This window comes from Vreelandella sp. H-I2, from assembly GCF_052959335.1.
In genome coordinates this window covers 372923-393111 of the sequence record NZ_JBRAMC010000001.1, presented here as the reverse complement: position 1 = coordinate 393111, position 20189 = coordinate 372923, and the positions used below count along the sequence as shown (strand labels likewise).

Annotated in this window: 19 protein-coding genes; 6 read left to right on the top strand and 13 right to left on the bottom strand. The window is 51.9% G+C overall.

Features of this window, described 5'->3' with window-relative positions; all coding sequences use genetic code 11:
- The first annotated feature begins 28 nt into the window (after positions 1-28).
- Together ACUVOF_RS01925 and ACUVOF_RS01920 are read left to right on the top strand one after the other, a co-directional pair.
- Positions 29-772, top strand: coding sequence for an aldehyde dehydrogenase family protein (locus ACUVOF_RS01925; protein ID WP_447042758.1), 744 nt, complete (start codon positions 29-31; stop codon positions 770-772).
- Complete coding sequence (locus ACUVOF_RS01920) at positions 733-1464, top strand: aldehyde dehydrogenase family protein (RefSeq protein WP_447042757.1); 732 nt, start codon at positions 733-735, stop codon at positions 1462-1464. The genes ACUVOF_RS01925 and ACUVOF_RS01920 overlap by 40 nt, the downstream gene beginning before the upstream one ends.
- Positions 1465-1515: 51 nt before the next feature.
- On the opposite strand, the gene ACUVOF_RS01915 is transcribed toward ACUVOF_RS01920, so the two are convergent.
- Positions 1516-1764, bottom strand: a complete 249-nt coding sequence (locus ACUVOF_RS01915) for a hypothetical protein (RefSeq protein ID WP_447042756.1) — start codon at positions 1762-1764, stop codon at positions 1516-1518.
- Between the two features lie 311 nt (positions 1765-2075).
- A complete protein-coding gene (locus tag ACUVOF_RS01910) occupies positions 2076-2789 on the bottom strand; it encodes a response regulator transcription factor (protein ID WP_447042755.1) in 714 nt (237 codons plus the stop codon).
- 169 nt (positions 2790-2958) lie between these two features.
- Here ACUVOF_RS01910 and ACUVOF_RS01905 point away from each other — a divergent pair, with 169 nt between their 5' ends.
- Together ACUVOF_RS01905 and ACUVOF_RS01900 are read left to right on the top strand one after the other, a co-directional pair.
- Positions 2959-3474 carry an oxidoreductase gene (locus ACUVOF_RS01905; protein ID WP_447042754.1) on the top strand — a complete coding sequence of 172 codons (516 nt, stop codon included), beginning with the start codon at positions 2959-2961 and terminating at the stop codon, positions 3472-3474.
- 18 nt (positions 3475-3492) lie between these two features.
- Entirely contained in the window at positions 3493-5754 is a 2262-nt protein-coding gene (locus ACUVOF_RS01900) for a response regulator (RefSeq protein ID WP_447042753.1), read from the top strand.
- Here ACUVOF_RS01900 and ACUVOF_RS01895 read toward each other — a convergent pair.
- The 9 genes from ACUVOF_RS01895 to ACUVOF_RS01855 all read right to left on the bottom strand — a co-directional run bounded on the left by ACUVOF_RS01895 (position 5715) and on the right by ACUVOF_RS01855 (position 16833).
- Positions 5715-6911, bottom strand: a complete 1197-nt coding sequence (locus ACUVOF_RS01895) for an EAL domain-containing protein (RefSeq protein WP_447042752.1) — start codon at positions 6909-6911, stop codon at positions 5715-5717. The genes ACUVOF_RS01900 and ACUVOF_RS01895 overlap by 40 nt on opposite strands.
- A 138-nt stretch (positions 6912-7049) precedes the next feature.
- Positions 7050-8726, bottom strand: a complete 1677-nt coding sequence (locus tag ACUVOF_RS01890) for a methyl-accepting chemotaxis protein (protein WP_447042751.1) — start codon at positions 8724-8726, stop codon at positions 7050-7052.
- Positions 8727-8891: 165 nt separating this feature from the next.
- Positions 8892-10739, bottom strand: a complete 1848-nt coding sequence (locus ACUVOF_RS01885) for an ABC transporter ATP-binding protein (protein WP_447042750.1) — start codon at positions 10737-10739, stop codon at positions 8892-8894.
- A gap of 156 nt (positions 10740-10895) precedes the next feature.
- Entirely contained in the window at positions 10896-12503 is a 1608-nt protein-coding gene (locus ACUVOF_RS01880) for a gamma-glutamyltransferase family protein (RefSeq protein ID WP_447042749.1), read from the bottom strand.
- 46 nt (positions 12504-12549) lie between these two features.
- Positions 12550-14064, bottom strand: a complete 1515-nt coding sequence (locus ACUVOF_RS01875; RefSeq protein ID WP_447042748.1) for a tripartite tricarboxylate transporter permease — start codon at positions 14062-14064, stop codon at positions 12550-12552.
- A 13-nt stretch (positions 14065-14077) separates the two neighbouring features.
- The gene (locus ACUVOF_RS01870; protein ID WP_447042747.1) at positions 14078-14548 is read right to left on the bottom strand and encodes a tripartite tricarboxylate transporter TctB family protein; all 471 of its coding nucleotides are present in this window, start codon (positions 14546-14548) and stop codon (positions 14078-14080) included.
- A gap of 57 nt (positions 14549-14605) precedes the next feature.
- A complete protein-coding gene (locus ACUVOF_RS01865; protein ID WP_447042746.1) occupies positions 14606-15598 on the bottom strand; it encodes a Bug family tripartite tricarboxylate transporter substrate binding protein in 993 nt (330 codons plus the stop codon).
- Positions 15599-15721: 123 nt separating this feature from the next.
- Positions 15722-16252: a chromate transporter gene (locus tag ACUVOF_RS01860; protein WP_447042745.1), complete on the bottom strand. Its 531-nt coding sequence runs from the start codon at positions 16250-16252 to the stop codon at positions 15722-15724.
- Positions 16249-16833, bottom strand: coding sequence for a chromate transporter (locus tag ACUVOF_RS01855; RefSeq protein ID WP_447042744.1), 585 nt, complete (start codon positions 16831-16833; stop codon positions 16249-16251). The genes ACUVOF_RS01860 and ACUVOF_RS01855 overlap by 4 nt, the downstream gene beginning before the upstream one ends.
- Positions 16834-17012: 179 nt before the next feature.
- Between ACUVOF_RS01855 and ACUVOF_RS01850 the strand changes: the two genes are divergently transcribed.
- Together ACUVOF_RS01850 and ACUVOF_RS01845 are read left to right on the top strand one after the other, a co-directional pair.
- Positions 17013-17699, top strand: coding sequence for a GntR family transcriptional regulator (locus ACUVOF_RS01850; RefSeq protein ID WP_447042743.1), 687 nt, complete (start codon positions 17013-17015; stop codon positions 17697-17699).
- A 75-nt stretch (positions 17700-17774) separates the two neighbouring features.
- Positions 17775-18338, top strand: coding sequence for a DUF1415 domain-containing protein (locus ACUVOF_RS01845; RefSeq protein ID WP_447042742.1), 564 nt, complete (start codon positions 17775-17777; stop codon positions 18336-18338).
- Positions 18339-18487: 149 nt separating this feature from the next.
- Here the strand turns inward: ACUVOF_RS01845 and ACUVOF_RS01840 are convergent, their stop codons facing one another.
- Positions 18488-18991 carry an N-acetyltransferase family protein gene (locus tag ACUVOF_RS01840; protein ID WP_447042741.1) on the bottom strand — a complete coding sequence of 168 codons (504 nt, stop codon included), beginning with the start codon at positions 18989-18991 and terminating at the stop codon, positions 18488-18490.
- Positions 18992-19050: 59 nt separating this feature from the next.
- Entirely contained in the window at positions 19051-20043 is a 993-nt protein-coding gene (locus ACUVOF_RS01835) for an LLM class flavin-dependent oxidoreductase (protein WP_447042740.1), read from the bottom strand.
- Positions 20044-20189 lie beyond the last annotated feature (146 nt).

Genomic DNA, 20189 nt, shown 5'->3' with positions numbered 1-20189 from the left:
CCAATATAATGACAATAGGAGTACTAAGATGACACAGCCAACCATTTATCAAAACTATATCAACGGCGCATTTGAAGAGGCCCAGCAGCACCTGGAAGTATTTAACCCTGCCAACCAGACATTACTGTCGCGTGTTCCCGCCTCCAGTGCTGACGATGTCGAACGAGCAGTAGATGCGGCGCGTGCAGCACAAAAGAGCTGGGCAGCGACGCCTGCCGTTGAGCGTGCGGCTTTTCTACATCGTTTAGCCAATAAGCTGCGTGATAACGTTGCCCATTTGGCACGTACCATTACGGAAGAGCAGGGAAAAATCAGTGGGTTGGCGGAAGTTGAAGTTAACTTTACTGCCGACTATTTGGATTATATGGCCGAATGGGGGCGCCGCATTGAAGGTGAAATCATTCAAAGCGATCGCCCTAAGGAGAATATTTTCCTTTTCCGTAAGCCGCTTGGGGTGGTGGCGGGTATTTTGCCTTGGAACTTTCCGTTTTTCCTGATCGCACGCAAGATGGCACCGGCATTAGTCACGGGTAATACCATCGTGATTAAGCCCAGCGAAGAAACGCCTAATAATTGTTTTGAGTTCGCCCGCTTGCTCGATGAAGTTGGCTTGCCAAAAGGTGTTTTCAACGTGGTCAGCGGCACAGGCGCTGAAGCGGGTAACGCGCTTACTGCTAGCCAGCAGGTCGATATGATCAGCTTTACGGGTAGCGTTGAAAGGGTTCACGCATTATGGCCAATGCCGCTAACAATATTACCAAGCTCAACCTAGAGTTGGGTGGTAAAGCCCCTGCTATTGTGCTGGATGATGCGAATCTCGACCTAGCGGTGAATGCGATTCGCAGCTCACGGATTATCAATACCGGCCAGGTGTGTAATTGCGCCGAACGCGTTTACGTTCAGCGTGGTGTCGCAGATGAATTTATTGCGCGTATTGCTAAAGCGATGGAAGCCACCCGCTACGGTGATCCGCTAGCGGACAGCGATGTTGAGATGGGGCCCATGATCAACCGAGCGGGCCTGGATAAAGTGGCCCAAATGGTAGAAACCGCTCGTGGGAATGGGGCTGAGTTGATTGCCGGCGGAAATGTGGCCGATCTGGGGGCCGGATTCCACTATCAGCCGACGGTGCTGGCGGGCTGTCGCCAAGACATGGCCATTATGCGCCAGGAGATTTTTGGCCCGGTTCTGCCCATTCAAATCATCGATAACCTTGATGAAGCTATAGCACTGGCCAATGACTGTGAATATGGCCTTACCTCATCGATTTATACCCGGAGCCTTAATAACGCCATGCAGGCCTGTCGTGAGCTTGATTTTGGTGAGACCTATATCAACCGAGAGAACTTTGAAGCAATGCAAGGCTTCCACGCTGGCGTACGAAAGTCAGGTATCGGCGGGGCGGATGGTAAGCACGGTCTTTATGAATATACCCATAGCCATGTGGTGTATCTAGAAGGCTAATAATGGCTTGCAACGATACGCCCCGGCCGCTTCCTGTGGCCGGGGCGTTGGCTATGCCAAACTGCTCCCGCAGTGCGGACAAGTTTCGTAGGTGTCGCGGATTTCAGCCTGATGGCGTTGGTTGCGCTGGCTTGGTTCCTCTACGCCGTGAATAGATACCAACTGGCCCTGCTCCCAGCGTAAGCCGATATCTTTTAACAGGTGCGGGTCATGAAAACGCGGATCTTCGTAAAAACGCCGCTGGGTACGATAGTGGGTGAAAGCGCTGAGTAGCTTGCGGGTAATGGTTGCGATTGCCATGGGGTCGGTCTCCTGGGTTAGGAGGCCGGGCAATATCGCGATCAGGGAGTCTCAAAGGTAACGATAAAACAACATGGCCGCGATACTTGCCGCGGCCAATTTTCTCTCTACATCTCTGGCGCGCGACAATAATAAGCTGATACCGCATTATTAATAATGCGATGCAGCTTATTCATTCGTGTCGCGGGGATTTGCCAGCGCATGATGAGATCTCTAAAAAAGTCTTACTTTAAGAACGTCTCGTGAATCAAACAAAACTACCTTTTCAAGGCAGCTCTTATCTTTTAACCAATGCTTATATGAGCGTCAACCTATTCGGCGACTTGTCGTAGGTGGGAAGTTTGGCAGGTCTCCATGCGATACCCCGATTGGTAAACGCTGCGTAGACGCAGGCCATGACGGCCATCCAGTTCCAGCTTGCGGCGTAGGCGGCTAACGTGGGTGTCAACGGTACGCGTCGAAACATCCCCTTTAATACCCCACACCAGCTCTAGTAAGTGGGCACGGGTAATTAGCTCACCAATTTTTGAGAAGAAGAGGGTGGCTAGCCGATACTCTCGCTCGGTTAAATCAATGGCGTTGCCCGCGACGCTGATATAGTGCTCTTCGGTATGCAGTGTAAAGGTCTCGGGGCAAGTCGATGCTGGGCGCGGTGTGGCATACCCGGACCGTCTACCTAGTGCGCTTACCCTGGCAATGAGCTCACTGGGGCGAAGGGGCTTAGCGAGAAAATCGTCTGCGCCCTGTTCGAGTGCTTTAACGACGTCGTCTTCGCCTTGGCTGGCGGTAATAAATAGGATTGGGCCGCGCCAATTGTCGTGTTGGCGCAGGTGGGCAACGACATCCATACCGTCGCTGTCGGGGAGGCGCCAATCGATAATAAGCAGGTCAAAGGTGTGCTGCTGCGTCGCGCGGCGAAGCTCGCTGGAGCGACTAAACAGCAAAACTTGGTGTTCTGCCGTAAGTAGACACTGCTCAATAAAAGCCTGCTGGTCGAGGTCATCTTCAAGTACGCCAATATGCATGCTGGTTTCCCGTATTATCGTCTTACAAACGTCACACCCGTAGAAGCGGTAAGCTCATACGTTAAGTTTAGTTGATGATGATGCGTTGACACAAAGGTTCACAGTTTATCCGCAGATGGCCGATATATACTCATCGCACTATTAATCGCTTATACCGAGGTGCAGCCCAATGCGTCGTTCTTTGGTTCTTAAATTCAGGAAGGGCATCGTAGCGATGGGTATTGCCTTGGTGTCATCCCAGGCTATTGCCTTGGAAGCGCCTGAAGGCCCGGTGATATTGGTAGTGAGTGGAAAGGTGGGGCAGACTAATGTGGGTGACGAAGCCCATTTTGATAAAGCGATGTTAGAAAGCTTAGGGCAGCACGAAACGATTACCCATACGCCCTGGCACGACGGCGTGATTGGCTTCTCTGGCCCCTTGGTGCGAGTTATTCTGGAAGCCGTCGATGCTGAGGGGGAGGATATTCGTGTGATAGCGTTGAATGAGTACTCCGCGACAGTGCCCATCAGTGATTTTGAGAATTACGATGTCATTCTTGCCATGCAGGCAAACGGTAAAGCGCTGCGAATTCGTGATCAGGGGCCGCTGTTTGTCATTTACCCTTTTGACCAGCACCCCGAGCTGCTAGATGAAGAGATATTTTCGCGCTCTGTGTGGCAGGTGGCGCGCATCGCCGTCGAATAAAATAATCGGACAATTGCCATGCTGGCCTTATTGAAGTTCTATTTTTCCCGCAGCACCAGGGTCGCTACATTCTCAGCGATCCTTTTTTTTCTTTCAGCGCTAACCACCGGTGGGGTTATTTATAACCGTCAGCATGCGCTGGAGAATCGCCTGCTCGAAAACTTGTTATGGGCCGGGTATCAGTTTGATCGAGAGGTGCGCGAATTGCGCCTCTCGCTATTCGAAACGAGTGCAGGGAACGCTACGGTTGATGACGTGTTGCTGCGTTTTGAAATTCTCTTCAGCCGGCAGTCACTTTTTTTTCAAGGTGAAATAGGAAAAATCGTCGTGAAACTTGAGGATATTGAGGCGGTCATTCAACAAACTCAAATCCGCATTTTAGAGATGGATACCCTACTCGAAACGTTATGGGACAGCCCTTCCCAGTTAAATAGCGAGTTAACGGCTACCCTCCTGCAGCAAACGGCTGAGCTACAGCAGCTCACCGGTAACATTTTGATCAAAACCAACGCCCATGTTTCCCGTCTACATAGTGAAGAACACCGCGCATTGACGCGTCTCTACGGATTGGTGCTGTTGCTTATTGTCCTGTTAATGTTTTCAGGTGGCATGCTGGTTCGCGCGCTGATTCTGGAAAGCCGTTCAAGTGATCAAAAGGCACAGGCATTAGAAGCAAAGGGTAAAGAGCTGAACGAGGCCGCCAAGCAAGCAGAGAAAGCGAGCCTGGCAAAATCTGAGTTCATGGCGGTGATGAGCCATGAAATTAGAACCCCGTTAAATGGCGTCGTAGGTATGGCGGATTTGTTAAGCGAGGAGGTTAAAACAACAAGTGCGAAGACTTATCTAGCGGCGCTTAAGCGCAGTGCAGAGAGCCTACGCGCGGTGATCAACGATATTCTCGATTACACCAAAATTGAGTCGGGACGCCTCGACCTGGATATCCAGCCATTTGATCTCCACCAATGCATCGACCAGCTCTGTGAAAGCTACACCCTCCGCGAACCAAAGGCGAAGGTCACCTTTAGTTGCGCTATCGACCCGGCACTGCCCCGCTATGTGCTGGGAGACATCGCGCGGCTACGCCAAGTCATGATGAACTTAATCAATAATGCCCTGAAGTTCACGGAAGAGGGCTTCGTTAAGTGCCAAGTAAAACCTCTTGGGGACGATAATATTTTAGTGGAGGTGCACGATACTGGCTGTGGTGTCGCGGAAGCGGACAAAGCGCAGCTCTTCTCGGCGTTCTCGCAAGTGGATACCTCAATGGCGCGTCGCCATGAAGGAACAGGGCTTGGGCTCGCAATCTGTAAGCGGTTGGTCGATGCCATGCAGGGCGAGATAGGTGTTAACAGCCAGCAGGGGCTCGGCAGCCGATTTTGGTTCACCGTCAGCCTGCCGGAAACCGAACCTTTGGCCATTTATCAAAGCGGCGAACACCCGCCAGCAATACCCTCCCATCACCATATCTTGGTGGTAGAAGATAACCCGCTGAACCAAACGGTGGCGCAGGTGATGCTTGAACGCCTTGGCCAACAGGTGACAGTTGCAGAGAATGGCCAGGAGGCGCTCGACCAACTGACAGCCAACCAGGGTAGGTTCGACTTGGTGTTAATGGATATGCAGATGCCTAAGCTTGATGGCACCGAGACCACCCAACGCTGGCGCACTTTTGAAGTACTCCATGAGTTGCCCCGTCTGCCTATTATCGCGATGACCGCCAATGTGATGACTGAACATCGTGAGCGCTGCATGCAGAGTGGCATGGACGATATGATTCACAAACCCTTTACTCGTGATGAGCTATATCAAGTGATCGGTCGCTATCTATCTCCTGATGAGCTATCGGCTGATGAAACCTTAGAAAGCACGACTAACCTCGCTCATCCACAGACGGCTGGTACTCTCAAGCTATTGGTCGAAAAAGAAGAGGCAGTTCAGCTGCTTGATGAGTGTATCTGTGAAGAATTGAAAGAGACCTTCGAACCGAGCGCATTGGATGCATTGATGACGACTTTTTTAACTCGGTTTGACGATCGTTACGCCCGGCTTAACGCCTACTTACAGTGCCAGGATCGCGAAGCCTTGTGCCAAGAAGCACACTCACTTAAGGGAGCCGCTTCCTCGTTAGGCTGTGTTGCGATTGCTGAGCAAGCTAGCCAGCTAGAGCTCAGGGCGCCAGTCGCATCGTTAAGCGAACTGGCCTTCCATTTAGAGCGGTTAGTGGTGCTAAGGGTTGCTAGTCAGAAGGCCCTGCAGCAAGAAAGCATGCTCTGTTGCTGAGATGTCGGTGCGGTAGGTAAGTATTTACTAAACCAAGCATCGAAATCGGAGGCTTTTAACGGGCGAGCAAAATAGTATCCTTGCCCTACGGCACAACCCGCTTCAACCAAAAGGGTGTGCTGCGCCATTGTTTCGATCCCTTCGGCGACAATCTTAAGCCCCAGGCGCTTGCCTAAGTCGATGATAGACGCTGTTATGGCAAGAGCATCTTTGTCCTGGTCGATGCTTGAGACAAAACTCCTGTCAATTTTGAGTTCATTAAACGGTAGCCGATGGAGTTGGATTAAAGACGAATAGCCAGTGCCAAAATCATCTAATGACAGTTGGCAGCCACGCTGCTGCAATGCTTTTAATACATGGCAAGCGTAGCCTAAACACTCAACGCCGACAGATTCGGTGAGTTCCAGCGTGATATTGGAAAGCAAAGCACCATGTTGTTGGGTAAGTCGATCAAACGCTTCCAGCATGCCCTCTGCTTGGATAAAGGCTGCCGATATATTAATCGCTACGTTTAGGCACCACCCACGCGCTTGCCATTCAGCCTGCTGTGCTAGCGCTAGCTCAAGAACGAGCCAAGTGAGCGGAACCATTAGACCGCTCTGCTCTGCCAGAGGAATAAAACTATCAGGAGAAAGTACACCACGTTCAGGGTCTTGCCAACGCACCAGCGCTTCAACCCCGATGACCTGGCACTGCTTAAGATCTTGTTTAGGCTGGTACATTAAAAAAAAATGCTTACTACGTATAGCGCTTGCCAGTTCCTCTTGGGTGGGAGCTTTCGGGGTCTTTTTCAAAGTCTCAAGGAAAGTTTTAAGATCGGTAAGCAGACTGGTTTTTGGTATAAAGCCAGTCATACGTAAGCCTTTGGCTTCGCCGATTGCAATCACATCAGCTGCGGTCTCTTTAGCGTAACTGCTGATTAGCAGTATCGAAGCGTTTAACCGTAAATCATACAAATAGTCGAGTATATCCAGGCCGGTGAAGTCCCCCAGCCCAAGATCCAGTAAGATCAACTCGGTGCTGAGTAGGCTGGGTTGGCGCGCCAGCTCCCCAAAACTACTTGCCGTCTGCACATTGTAGCCGTGTTGGCGAAGCAGCATTTTGACCAGCAGTTGAACATCAAGATTATCATCAATAATTAAGGCATTCGACAGCATAGAAGTTCCCTGATGACCCATACTATTAGTTATTCGTTATCATCTGTGCGGCAGTGAGTAAGACAACACTCATAAACAAGTAGTTAATCTTCCCTGGGCCTGGAAACCCAAGGAAGAGGAGAGGGCTAACGGAGTTGCTTAGAACGACTCCCACTCGGGTTGCTGTGCACCTGCTAAACGGCGCGGTGTAGCGGCACTAGGTGACGGTCTGCGGCCTGAGGGAAGTGCTACTTTGTTCGATGCAAGTGGATCATGCTGTGTATTGCTAAGTTTGAAGGCGCCCACTAGTACGCTCAGTCGGTCGGCCTGCTCTCTTAGCTCCGCAGCAGCAGCACTAGACTCCTCCACCATGGACGCATTGTGCTGTGTCATGCTATCCAGTTCGTTCACGGCGTCATTCACCTGACCTATGCCGACACTCTGCTCTTTGGCACCTGCGCTGATTTCAGCAATAACGTCAGCCACACGCTCAATGCTTTTTACCATCTCTTGCATCGTAGCGCCGGTTTTCTTCACCTGCTCGACACCCGATTTTGTTCGGCTTAACGACGTATTGATGAGGGTGGCAATACCCTTTGACGCATCGCTTGAACGACTGGCTAATATACGTACTTCTTGGGCTACCACTGCAAAGCCACGACCATGCTCGCCTGCTCGTGCAGCCTCAACGGACGCATTCAGCGCTAATATATTGGTTTGAAAAGCGATACTCTCAATCATGCTAACGATGCTGCTGATTTCAGACGAAGAGTCGTTAATGGTATCCATGGTCTGCTCAACACTTTGCATGGAGTGTAAGCCCTGCTGAGCCAGGTCGCGGGTTGAAAGCGCCAATTGATCAGCTTGCTGAGCAGAATCTGAGGCGTTGTTGACCACCGCGGCGATTTCCTCCATGGAGGCAGAGGTTTGCTGCAGGTTGGCCGCGGCTTGTTCAGTGCGTGCCGCAAGCTCTTGGCTGCCTTTGGCAATTTCAGTGGAAGCATGCTGAAGGCTAACGGTACTGCTGCTAACCGACTGCAGCGTATCGTCAATGCGCTTAATAAAGGCGTTAAACTGTTGGGCGAGGTCACCAATCTCATCGCGGCGACTACTCTCGATACGAGCGGTTAAATCGCCATCGCCTTCGGTAATCTCTTTAATACGCCCGGTAATCTGACGAATGGCTCGAGACATCATTAACGGGCCTAATAAAGCAATGAGTATTGCAATCACAAAAACAATAAGAGAGATAATGATAGTAGTGGTTTGTTGCAGTTGAATCCTATCTGCAACCGCTGCTTCTGCTTGATAAGTAGCGGTTTCGATATTTATTCCTGAAATATCGTAGATATCTCGCAGGGCATTAAAGCGGTCTAATGAAGAGCCAGATAGCATGCTTAATGCTTCAGCAGTCTCGCCGTTTTGATGGAGCTCAAAAACTCGCTCTGCTTCTTGCTTCCAGTCATTGTAGAGTGTTTCAAAACCAGCTAGTTGAGTGGTAAGTTCTGGGTAGTTCTGCATTAACTCGGCATAGATACCCATACGGTCATAAGCCTGTTGGGCATTTTCTTCAAACTCGGCGATAAGTGCCGATGCGCGCTCGCTGTTGGGGCCAGATAACAAATACTCGATTTCTGCAACCCGGGCTTGGTAAAGATCACGGTCACCGTTCAATGTGGCTGAAATAGCCGGAATATAGTTAGTAATAAACGTATCTAAACGTTTTTTTACCATGTTAACGAGCAGTGCGTCTGCAACGACTATGATTAATAGCGCTAATGCAACACTAATGAAAGCAAGAGCATATTTAACTTTTATCTGTTGGAGGCGGTTCATAGGTGCCAATCCTGTAGTGGAAAGTAATGAGTGCACATTACCGTTAAAGTATTAGCAGGGTCGATGGCTTTATGGCACTTGTCACCTTTGTTCACGTTCCAGGTTTTAATTAGCGGTGTAACGATTTAATCATAATTTTAATAAGAATTGTTTATGTTTAAGTGTTTATTTATAACCTGCTGCTTGCAGTTGAAATAGCTTCGCATAACGGCCATTCTCAGCAAGCAGCTCATCATGGGTGCCGCGCTCGATAATATGTCCTTGATCAATAACAAGAATGAGATCAGCGCTGCGCACTGTTGAGAAACGGTGGGAGATCAAAATGGCCATTTTGTTATAGCTATGTTCGCGGAAACGGGCGAAGACATCTGCTTCTGCTGCGGCATCCATTGCTGCGGTGGGCTCATCCAGCACAATGATATCGGCGTTTTCGCGCATATAGGCACGGGAGAGGGCAATTTTTTGCCACTGTCCGCCGGAAAGCTCCTGGCCATTTTTAAACCAACGGCCAAGCTGGGTTTGATAGCCACTAGCCATGCGCGAAATAAAGTCATCCGCCATGCCGTGACGCGCCGCTTGCTGCCAACGCTGCTCATCGTTAAAGGCGTGGGTATCGCCAACGCCCAGATTTTCACCGACCTGCAGCTGGTAGCGCACGAAGTCCTGAAAAATGACTCCCGTACGCTCACGTAAGGCTTGAGTGCTCCAGTCACGTAAGTCGCTGCCGTCTAATATAATCCGGCCACAAGTGGGGTGGTAGAGCCGGGTCAATAGTTTGATCAGGGTAGTCTTGCCTGAACCATTCTCTCCGACTAACGCTAGGCTCTGGCCAGGGGAGAGATGCAGGGAAATATCATGCAGAACATCAGCGCCGCCAGGATAAGAGAAACTGACGTGCTCAAAGCGCAGCCCGTCGCCAGGCAGTGCGCCCTGGGTCAGAGTGCCTGTCTCGGCTTCTACGGGTTGCTCAAGATACTCATAAAGGTTGGAGAGGTACAAGTTGTCTTCGTACATCCCGCTAATAGCGGTAAGACTGGCGGAGAGCGCGGCCTGACCCTGCTTGAAAACCATTAAATACATCGTCATTTGGCCGAGTGTCAGTGTCCCGGCGATCGTTTCAATTACGACCCAACTATAGGCTAAATAAAACGTGAGGGTGCCGAGCAAACCCAGCAGAAATCCCCAGCTTTCACGACGCAGTGTGAGGCGGCGATCTTCGGCAAACAGCTGGGTAAAAATATCGCGGTAACGCTTGAGAAACAGCCCTTCAAGACCAAACAGCTTGACCTCTTTAATGCTGTCCTCTCTAGCGAGTACTGTCTCTAGATAGATCTGCATGCGAGTTTGTGGCGAACGCCAACGAAACAGACGAAAAGCATCCCCTGAGAATTTAGCTTCCGATATAAATACCGGTAAGGCACCCACCACAAGAATCATCAGTGCCCAAGGGGAAAACTGCACCAGAAGCACGCTAAAGCTGCCCAGTGAGATAGCGTTTTGCAGCAGACCAAACGTTTTATTCACCAGCGCCAGCGGGCGCGTGGAGGCTTCGCGCCGTGCACGTGTGAGCTGGTCGTATAGCTCGGAGTCTTCAAACTGACTGAGTGATAGTGTGCCTGCCTTCTCCAGTATCATCACATTGACCTTTTGCCCTAACAGGGCTCGCAGTAACGATTGCTGGGCCGAAAGGCCACGCTGGGCCAGGGCGATTAACGCAATGATTAAGGCTTCTATGCCCACCAACTGCAGTACCGGTGTAATAGACACAAGCAGATTGGGATCTGAAGCCGCTTGGTAAGTCTCCATGGCGTTCACCACGCCATCCACAATCAGCTGGCCAACCCAAGCCGCCACTGCAGGGAGTACCCCAGCAACCAGGGTGCAGAGCGCTAACCCAAGCATCATCCAGCGGGAGGTTTCCCACACTAGGCCAAGCGCTCGGCGGCTATAACGGAAGACACCAAAGAAGCCGCTTAACGGCGACGAGGAGGTTTCAGAAGCGGGTGGGGGCATAGGTAACTTGGCAGAGGTCTCACAAAAAGAAGTGCCATGATGCGGTGGTTGAACGTGGATAGCCAGCTCAACCGCCGGTTGCCTTCAACGGCAACGCGGCGGAGAGGAGTGGATGAATTGCAGCTTATCGGCGTCGTGGCTTACCAGGGCAGCAAGTTACCAAGGAAGGACTGCCCCATCGGTACGCGGCTCAGTACCGCCTTGCAGTACGCCGGTTTTAGGGGCACGTAGAATGATCTGGCCACGGCCAAAGCTGATGGAGTCGGCGACCTTGACGATGTCATGCCCGCGGCGGGCCAGCGCCAGCGCTAAGTGATTGGGGAAATTGGCTTCGACTTCGATGGTTTTGCCTTTGGTCCACTTCCAGCGTGGCATATCGAGCGCCGCTTGAGGGTTCAATTGATCCTCAAGCATGGCCGTTACCACCTGCACATGCCCTTGGGGCTGCATGTAGCCACCCATCACGCCAAAGGGCCCAACGGCTTGGTTATCTTTGGTGATGAAGCCCGGGATAATGGTGTGGTAGGTGCGTTTGCCGGGAGCAAGCGCATTGGGATGCTGCGGGTCGAGGGAGAAGGACCAACCACGGTTTTGCAGGCTGATACCGGTGCCGGGCACCACCATGCCCGAGCCAAAGCCTTTAAAGTTGCTCTGAATCAGCGACACCATATTGCCATCGCTGTCAGCCGTGGCGAGATAAACGGTACCGCCCTGGATGGGATTACCGTGTGCCGGATCAACCGCTTGTTCACCGATCAGGGCGGCACGTGATGTTAAGTAATCGTCATCCAGCATCTGCTCAATAGTGGGGCGCATGGCCTCAAGATCGGTAACGTGCGCAAAGCCATCAACGTAAGCCAGTTTGGTGGCTTCAATACGACGGTGCAGGGTTTCAACCGCGTTACACCCTTGTTCGCCCAACCGTTCAAGCATACCCAGCGCTTGCAGTACAATCATGCCACTACCGTTGGGGGGGATTTCCCAAATATCATGGCCTTTGTAGCGCACACTAATCGGGTCGACCCATTCTGGGTGGTACGCTTGTAAGTCTTCTTTGCGCAACAGACCGCCATGCTCGCGGGAAAAAGCGTCGATAGCCTCGGCCAATTCGCCTTCATAAAAGGCCTTGGCGTGTGTGTTGGCAATCGCTTTTAGGCTTTTAGCATGGCCTTGCGAGCGCCATAGTTCACCAGCTTCCGGTACTCGGCCTCCGGGGGCGAACGTATCAAACCAGGGCTTGAAGGAAGCCTCGCTATAGGCCGAATAAGTAGTGAAGGCCTCCTTCCACATTTGATGAATAACGGGAGAGACGGGGAAACCTTCATCGGCTAGCGCAATCGCCGGGGCCAGCAATTCGGCGAACGGCAATTTGCCAAAGCGCTCGGAAAGTGCCGCCCAGGCAGCGGGGGCGCCGGGCACGGTGACAGGCAACATGCCGTGGTTGGGCATCGCCTCATGGCCGAGCGCTTTTAGAGCTTCAATGGTCGCTGCTTGTGGTGCTGGGCCGCTGGCATTGAGGCCATGAAGTTTGCCGTCGACCCAGACAATCGCAAAAGCGTCGCTGCCGATCCCATTCGAGGTAGGTTCGACCACCGTTAACGCAGCCGCGGTAGCAATCGCGGCGTCAATCGCATTTCCCCCTAGTTGCAAAATACGGATACCCACCTGCGCCGCTAACGGCTGCGAAGTGGCGACCATGCCACGCTTACCAAACGTTGCCATGCGGCGTGAGGCGCTGGGGTAATAAAGAGCATCGTGTTGCATGCCAGAATCCTTATGAGCGGTGTTTTTGATATAAGCTATTGATGAGCTATACATTTTCTCGCTGAGCTGCAGTTCTTAAACGCTGGATCTTGCGATCCTGATAGAGCGAAAACAGTATCGAAGCGACGGCGAGTGCCAGAAAAAGCGCAGAGAGTGGTCGAGTTAAAAACGTCAGCCAGCTTTCATTAAGCTCAAGGGCTCGGAATAGCTGGCGCTCAAGGTTGTCGCCGAGCACTACGCCGAGTATCAGTGGCGTTAGCGGTACTTCAGCTTTCCAAAGCAGATAGCCGATAATCCCGAAGATGAACAGCACCCAAATATCGAACAGGTTGTTATTCAGGGCATAAGCGCCAATGGCACATAGCATGAGCACGACGGGCACGAGTATCTGTTGAGGAATCAGCGATATTTTGGCGAACCAGCGCACCAGCAGCAGGTTACAAAGCACCATGACTACCGCGCCGATCAGCAGGCTGGCGTAAATGGCACCTACAAGTAGCGGATTTTGCTCAAACATCATCGGCCCCGGCGTTATACCGTGCAAAATCAGCACGCCCATCATGATCGCCATAGGCAGATCGCCCGGTATCCCTAGTGCCAGCGTGGGCACGAACGCGCCACCCGCCACTGCGCTATTAGAGGCTTCAGAAGCCACGATACCGCTCGGGGTGCCAGTACCAAACTCTTCCGGGCGACGAGAGAATTTCTTCGCTTGATCGTAACTCAAGAAATTTGCCACGGTGCCGCCCGTTCCGGGCAGCGCGCCCACTAAGCTGCCAATTAATGAAGAGCGCAGCGTGTTAAGCTTTTGCCCTGCCATATCTTTGATGATTTGGCCGTAGGGAATCGTCACATTAGTATCGATTTTTTTGGTTTCGCTTTTCTCATCTTTGAGTTTTTCAATGTTTCCGAGCAGTTGAGAGAAAGCAAATATACCGATCATCACGGGAAGGATTTCAAACCCAGAGCCCATAGCAGGTAAGCCAAAATCAAAGCGAAGATTGCTGTTGCGGTCATAACCCACGGTCGTAATTAAAAGTCCGAGCGCCGCTGCCATTAAGCCTTTGAGCAGAGCGCCACTGGAAAGACCTGCCACCAGTGTCAAGGCGAAAACAATCAGCGCGGTGATCTCCCAGGGGCGGAAGTTCATGCTGAAATTGGCGATCAAAGGGCCGAAAAAAACCAGTACTGCGACGCTGATAATGGTGCCCAGAAACGATGAGGCGACGCCAATGCCCAGTGCGCGACCAGGCTCACCTTTCTGTGCCATTGGGTAGCCGTCATAAACGGTGGTGATTGAAGAGGGTGTGCCGGGTATCCCTAACATAACGCCCGATACTATCCCGCCTGAGTACCCTCCCACGAAAACACCGACCATCAATGAGACACCACTCACCGGGTCCATAGCAAAGGTGAAAGGGAAGACCACCAGAATGGCCATGGTGACGGTAAAGCCAGGGATACTGCCGCCAATAATCCCAAACAAAACGCCAATAACGATCAAGCCCAATACCGATGGTGTGCCGACCTCAGCGAGCGCTTGGAGGAAAAAATTCGTCATTATTTACTCCAGGTTAAGGCAGCCAAACATTCAGGCCATAGCGGAAAACCACAAAGATGATGATCGCCAAAGAGCAGCTCAGCGTTAGGTTGATCAGCCATTTGCGTCCCGAGTCAAACCCCATCAGCAGCGCGAGCGAGGTAACAAGAAAGCCAATGGTCGCGGCGATATAGCCCACCACAGGCAGTAGCGCTGCATACAGCCCAAAGAGTAAAAACAGCGCGAGTATGGTGCGTCGGCTTTGAAACCACTCACCAATGAGCTGTTTTGCGCCTGGTCGCTCCGGCACTTTTACCAGCAGCGAGCGCACCAAAATCAGCAATGAAAAAATGCCAATCACCACCAATAAAATGCGTGGGAACAGCGCTGACCCGTAAGGTTGCCAACTGGTAGGCGGGGCAATACTGCCTGATTCCACCCACATGACAGCCACAATCAAAAGCAGCGCCAGCGCCAAAGCGCGGTCTTTCGTTAGCGTTAGCATTAGCGATGTCTCCGGCGACCCTAGCCCGCGTGCATACGAGGGCTAGGGGATGCGTCCTCAGTTCTGGAAATCGATGTTTTCGGCAGCCGCACTTAGCGCCGCTTCGTTTTCATCCAAGAACGCTCGATAGTCATCGCCTGCTAGAAATCTCACTACCGAGCCAAACTCGTTTTCGATACGGCTCTGTACTTCTTCGTTTTCCAGGGCCTGTTCGTAAGCATTAGCGATAGTATCGAGGACTTCTTGTGGTGTGCCTTTAGGCGCAAAAATGCCACGGCTGGTGGAGTGATCCATCTCAATGCCTTGCTCACGTAAGGTGGCGACATCCGGCATGCTGTCGAGGCGCTCAGGATGGGCAATACCGAGGGCTCGGAAAGTGCCGTCTTCATAGAAGGCACCGCCAGAAGGCAAGTTGAACATAGCGAAATCGACTTCTTCAGCCATCAAGGCTGATACCTGCTCGCCGGTGTCGGGGTAGCCGACCAAGCGCACATCGGCCATATCAATCCCCGCTTCCTGGAAGAACTGTGCCCAGAAGAAGTGGTCCGTGGAGCTCGGGATCATACTGAAGCGTACTTGGCCTGGGTTCTCGCTTACGTAGTCAGCGATTTCATCTGCGCTCTGTACCGCGTGATTGGAATGCGTAGTGGGAATGTTGATGGTTTGGGTGAGCAGCGCGATAGGTTCGAAGGCATCAAAGGAGTAGTCGACGGTGCCTGCTAGCTTTGACAGCGCAATGGTGTCGTGGCTGCCAAGCAGCGTGTAGCCATCGGGGTCGGCATCCTTCACATTACGTGAACCTAGTGTTGCGCCTGCACCCGCCATGTTGACGGGCACGATAGATTCTCCCAGCGTCTTCTCGGCCTCCTGGGAAATCAGCCGGAACAGGATGTCCGTTGCGCCGCCCGGGCCGTAGGGGATAATCAAACGGATATCCTGTTCGGGATAGTCAGCTTGAGCGGTCGTCGTCATTGCCAAACCAGACGCAAGTCCGATGGCGGCGAGGGTAGTTTTTAGCGTAGTACTTAGAGTCAATGTTGAACGCGTCATTCTTATACACCTTTATTGATTGAGTTGGTGTTGTGGGATGCCGCCCTAACTGCAGCGGCGTGGTGAGCGCGTGGTCCCGTTATCGGGTTTTTGTTGTCTTACAAGAGCTTCTGCAAGTGTGTATCAACCGAGAAAGAGTCCTCCATAAGCCAGGGCTCCCATGACCACAAACGCGGGATGCGTTTTGAAGCGAATCAATGCAATGGCAGCTATTAACCCAATAATCAGGGTGTGAATAGCCCCGCTTGAGTTAAGGCTCTCGAGCAAAAAGCCCAAGGTTAACCAAGCCATCATCATGGCAATGACCGGACGAACCCATTGGCTCATGCGCTTAACCCGGGGGGAATCGCGATGGCGGTATAGCAGTCCTAACGCGCCCAGCATCAAAAGCAACGTGGGGATAACCGTAGCGGCCACAGCGATGAAAGCGCCGCCAATGCCAGCGACTTCATAGCCCACATAGCCCGCCATCTTGGTCGCGATAGGGCTTGGAAGGGCGTTGCCTAACGCAAGCGTTTCTGCAAATGTCTGTGCGGTCATCCAGTCATATCGACCAACGACTTCGGCTTCAATCAGCGGAATAATGGCGGGTCCACCGCCATAACCGATAATGTTCGGAATGAAAAAAGCTAAGAAGAGTTCCCAATAAATCACACGTTACCCTCCGCTTTCTTAGCACCCGTCGGTTTCGTGCCTGAAGGGCGTAGCAGGGCGGCAACGAGAATGGCGCCGATGACCCACCCTGGGTGGATGCCGAGCCAGTAAATGAGGCCAGCGGCGATAACGGCCATGGCAATACTGACCCACCAGCCAAGCGCGGCCTTGGATTTATCAAAAAAGTCCCAGGTGAGTTGTGCCATCATTACCATCACCACAGGCACTACCGCTTGGCCCATGCCGCGAATCCACGCGATATCGCGGTATCGGCTAAAAATGCCTAACATGACAATCATCGCCACTATCATTGGGAAGATGATGGCAATAACCGCGGCGATACAACCCGTTACTCCCCCAACGCGGTAGCCAATGTAGCCTGGCATTTTCGTGGCAATCGGGCCAGGTAATGTATTGCCAATTGCCAGTACATCGGCGAACTCTTCATCGGTTAGCCAGTGATGGCGGGTGACAACTTCTGCATGCACTAAGGGAATCATGGCGGGGCCGCCACCAAAACCAAAGATGCCTACACGGAAAAAAGCCCAAAACAGTTGCCAGGAGACGCCCCGTATTTTCATGGACGCGTATCCCACCAAGCCAATGCGGAAATCAGAAGCATGCCTAGACCTTATTTATCGTTTGTAGGTTAAAAAATCGATTATTTTGTCTAAAATAGAATATAGGTAGTGCCTGGTCCGACGTCAACACTGACAAATAGAATGGATAGTAAAAATTGAGATGAAAAAAGGACATGGTCATGAGTAGTTCTGTACCTAAGACAGCAACGCCAGCCGGGTCAACTGGTACGGCATCGAGTCGTGTGTTTGATCATTTACGCAAGGACTTGGTCGGGGGGCGCTTTGTCGCCGGCGAGAAGCTCGCTATTAATTCGCTTAAAGAGCACTACCAAGTCGGTTTGAGTCCATTACGGGAAGCGCTTAATAAATTGGCGGCTTATGGACTATTGGTTCAAGAAAGCCAACGCGGTTTTCGTGTGCCGAAGCTATCCCGGGATGAATTGGATGATATTGCCCAGATGCGTGTGGAAATGGAGGGGATGGCGCTTGAGCGGGCAATTGCTCATGGTGACTCGCTCTGGGAGGCTGATTTATTAGCTGCAGCGCACCGTCTGAAGCGGGCCGATATCACCTTAGACAAAGGGGAGGAATGGGAACATTTGCATACCCAATTTCACCGCACCTTAGTGGCGCCGTGTGGTTCAGTTTGGCTGTTACGCTTTATTGAGCAATTGCATGACCAGTTCGATCGTTATCGTCGTCTGGGGCCAAAAATGCCGACGATTCGTCAAGAGCTGGACGAGCAGCATCATCAACTCGTGGAGTTGGCCCTACAGCGGAATGCTCAGGCGGCACGTGAGTTAATGGACGATCATATTCATAAATCTTATGAAGTTGCCCTGAAGCGCTACCAAGAGCACGTGTAGTTCGTTATTAACAGTTGATAAACTGCCTAGCACAGTGTGTCGGGTATTGCCGACCTAATAAGTAAAGAGGGTGCTATGCACGCGGATAACCAAGTAATTGCGCAAACGCTGAACTGGGTGCGCACTTTCATTGTGGCGCATGATATTTGCCCGTTTGCGCAGCGGGAGTTGGCGCGTGAAACGATTCGTGTGGAAGTGGTACGCTCTAAAAAAATCGAAGTGGCGCTGGAAGAACTGATGGTTGAAGTGCAGTGGCTGGATGAGCATCCCGACACTGAAACGACGCTATTGGTATTTCCAACGCTGTTTAAAAGCTTTGACCATTATCTAGACTTTGTTGAGCTAGCCGAAAGTATTTTGGTTGATCAGGGTTATGAAGGGATCTATCAGCTAGCTACCTTTCATCCCGACTACTGTTTTGACGGGGCTGAGCCGGATGATGCGTCCAACTATACCAACCGTTCTCCCTACGCCATGGTTCATCTGTTGCGTGAAGAGAGTGTCGAAAAGGCAATCGAGTTTTACGGTGATACCGACGCTATTCCCGAGCGCAATATTGCCAAGTTAACAGCGATGGGCAGCGTCACCGCTGAACAGCAACTTCAGCGCTGTTTTGTAGTGGGTAGTGAAGAAGAGTGAATAACGAGTTGAGCAAGCCCCTGCTGATCTCATGAGTGAGCATTCCAAGATGCTCGGGCTTTGTTTTAAAACTGTGAAGCTGCTCGACGTTTATACAACGCTAAAACTCCTTAGTTGGCCAGTGTTTAAACGAGGGGAAGGCAACGTGATTAGATTTCATTAAGCGACTTGTACATTACATGGACATCAACAAGGCCAAGACGAGCGTGGCGGTAGGCATTAGGGACGGTACCCACAATGCTAAAGCCCAGCTTTAGCCATAGCGCAACCGCAATTTCATTCGTCGCCACCACGGCGTTGTACTGCATGGCCGTAAATCCTAATTCTCTAGCTTGCTGTTGAGAGTGCTCGCACATAGCGCGTGCTACTCCTCTTCCGCGCGCGGCCGGAGATACCATATAACCACAATTACATATATGGTTGCCTGGGCCTGCTGCATTGGCTTTTAAGTAATAAGCCCCCAGCAATTGGCCACTTTCATCCTTGGCCGTGAAGCTTGCATTAGGTGTTACACACCATAGCTTCCGGGCGGCTTCGAAGCTGATAGCCGGATCAATCGCATAGGTTTCTTGTGCCGCGACAATGGCTTGGAACGTGGGCCAAAAACTGGCGAAGTCGTCGTCTGACATCGGAGTAAAGGTTAGTGTGGTCATAAATTCCCAGCGATACTTGTGAACAACTTCAAAGCGGCTCTTGAGCGTCTCATTGCGTCCTAGCGAGCGACTTCAGCCACAATCTCGTAGCTGCGCAGCCGATCAGCGTGATTATAAAAATCACTGTTTATCATTAGCTCATCGGCGCCGGTTTGTGCTTGGAACTCCTCGAGTCCTGCTTTAACCGTATCCGGTCCGCCGATAATCGCAGCGCCCAAAAACTGACTGACTTGAGCCTGCTCGACCGGCGACCAGTCCAGTTGTTCAACGGGTGGTTGAGACTGAGTCGGCTTACCTCGAATAAGGTTTAGAAACTTCTGTTGTGCGGTGGTGGCTAAGTAATGCGCCATTGCATCACTTTCTGCAGCCATCACTGGCAGGCCAACCATGGCATAGGGCTTATCCAGATGTTCTGAGGGACGGAAATTATCGCGGTATAAACGGAGTGCTTCAAACAAATAACCGGGCGCAAACTGGGCAGCAAACGCAAAGGGCAAGCCTAACTTGGCTGCCAACTGCGCGCTGTAGCCACTGGAGCCCAGCAACCAAATAGGCACATGAGTACCTTGGCCAGGCACTGCTTTCACACGCTGATGAGGAGTTTCATCGGCTAAGTAGCTGCGCAACTCATTAAGTAGCTGTGGGAAATCATCTACCCCGGCATGAGCGTTGCGACGCATAGCCTGCATGGTGGCGCCGTCTGAGCCGGGCGCACGACCCAAGCCCAAATCGATACGGCCAGGGTAGAGCGTTTCCAGGGTGCCGAACTGCTCGGCGATCACCAGTGGCGGATGATTAGGCAGCATAATGCCGCCACTGCCCACGCGGAGTGTGGTTGTTTGGCCGGCAATATGGCCGATGAGTACGGCGGTTGCGGCGCTGGCAATACCCGCAATATTATGGTGCTCGGCTAGCCAGTAACGGGTATAACCTAGCTGCTCTGTTAACTGCGCCAGTGAAACGCTGTCGCGAAAAGTGTCAGCGGCGCTACCACCCTGGCGGATAGGGGCCAGATCAAGGACTGAAAGCGCCGTGGAAGCGAGTTGGCTCATGGTTCACCTGCAAGTTAATTCGTGGGCGCGTAGCATCATTAATTACTTAGCGCGCTTGGTAATATCACGTTATGCGGCCAGCGTAGATGAATTACAAGGTGTAGGTTACACAGGTGGGAACGTTGCAAGTGCTGGTCCGCATGGCG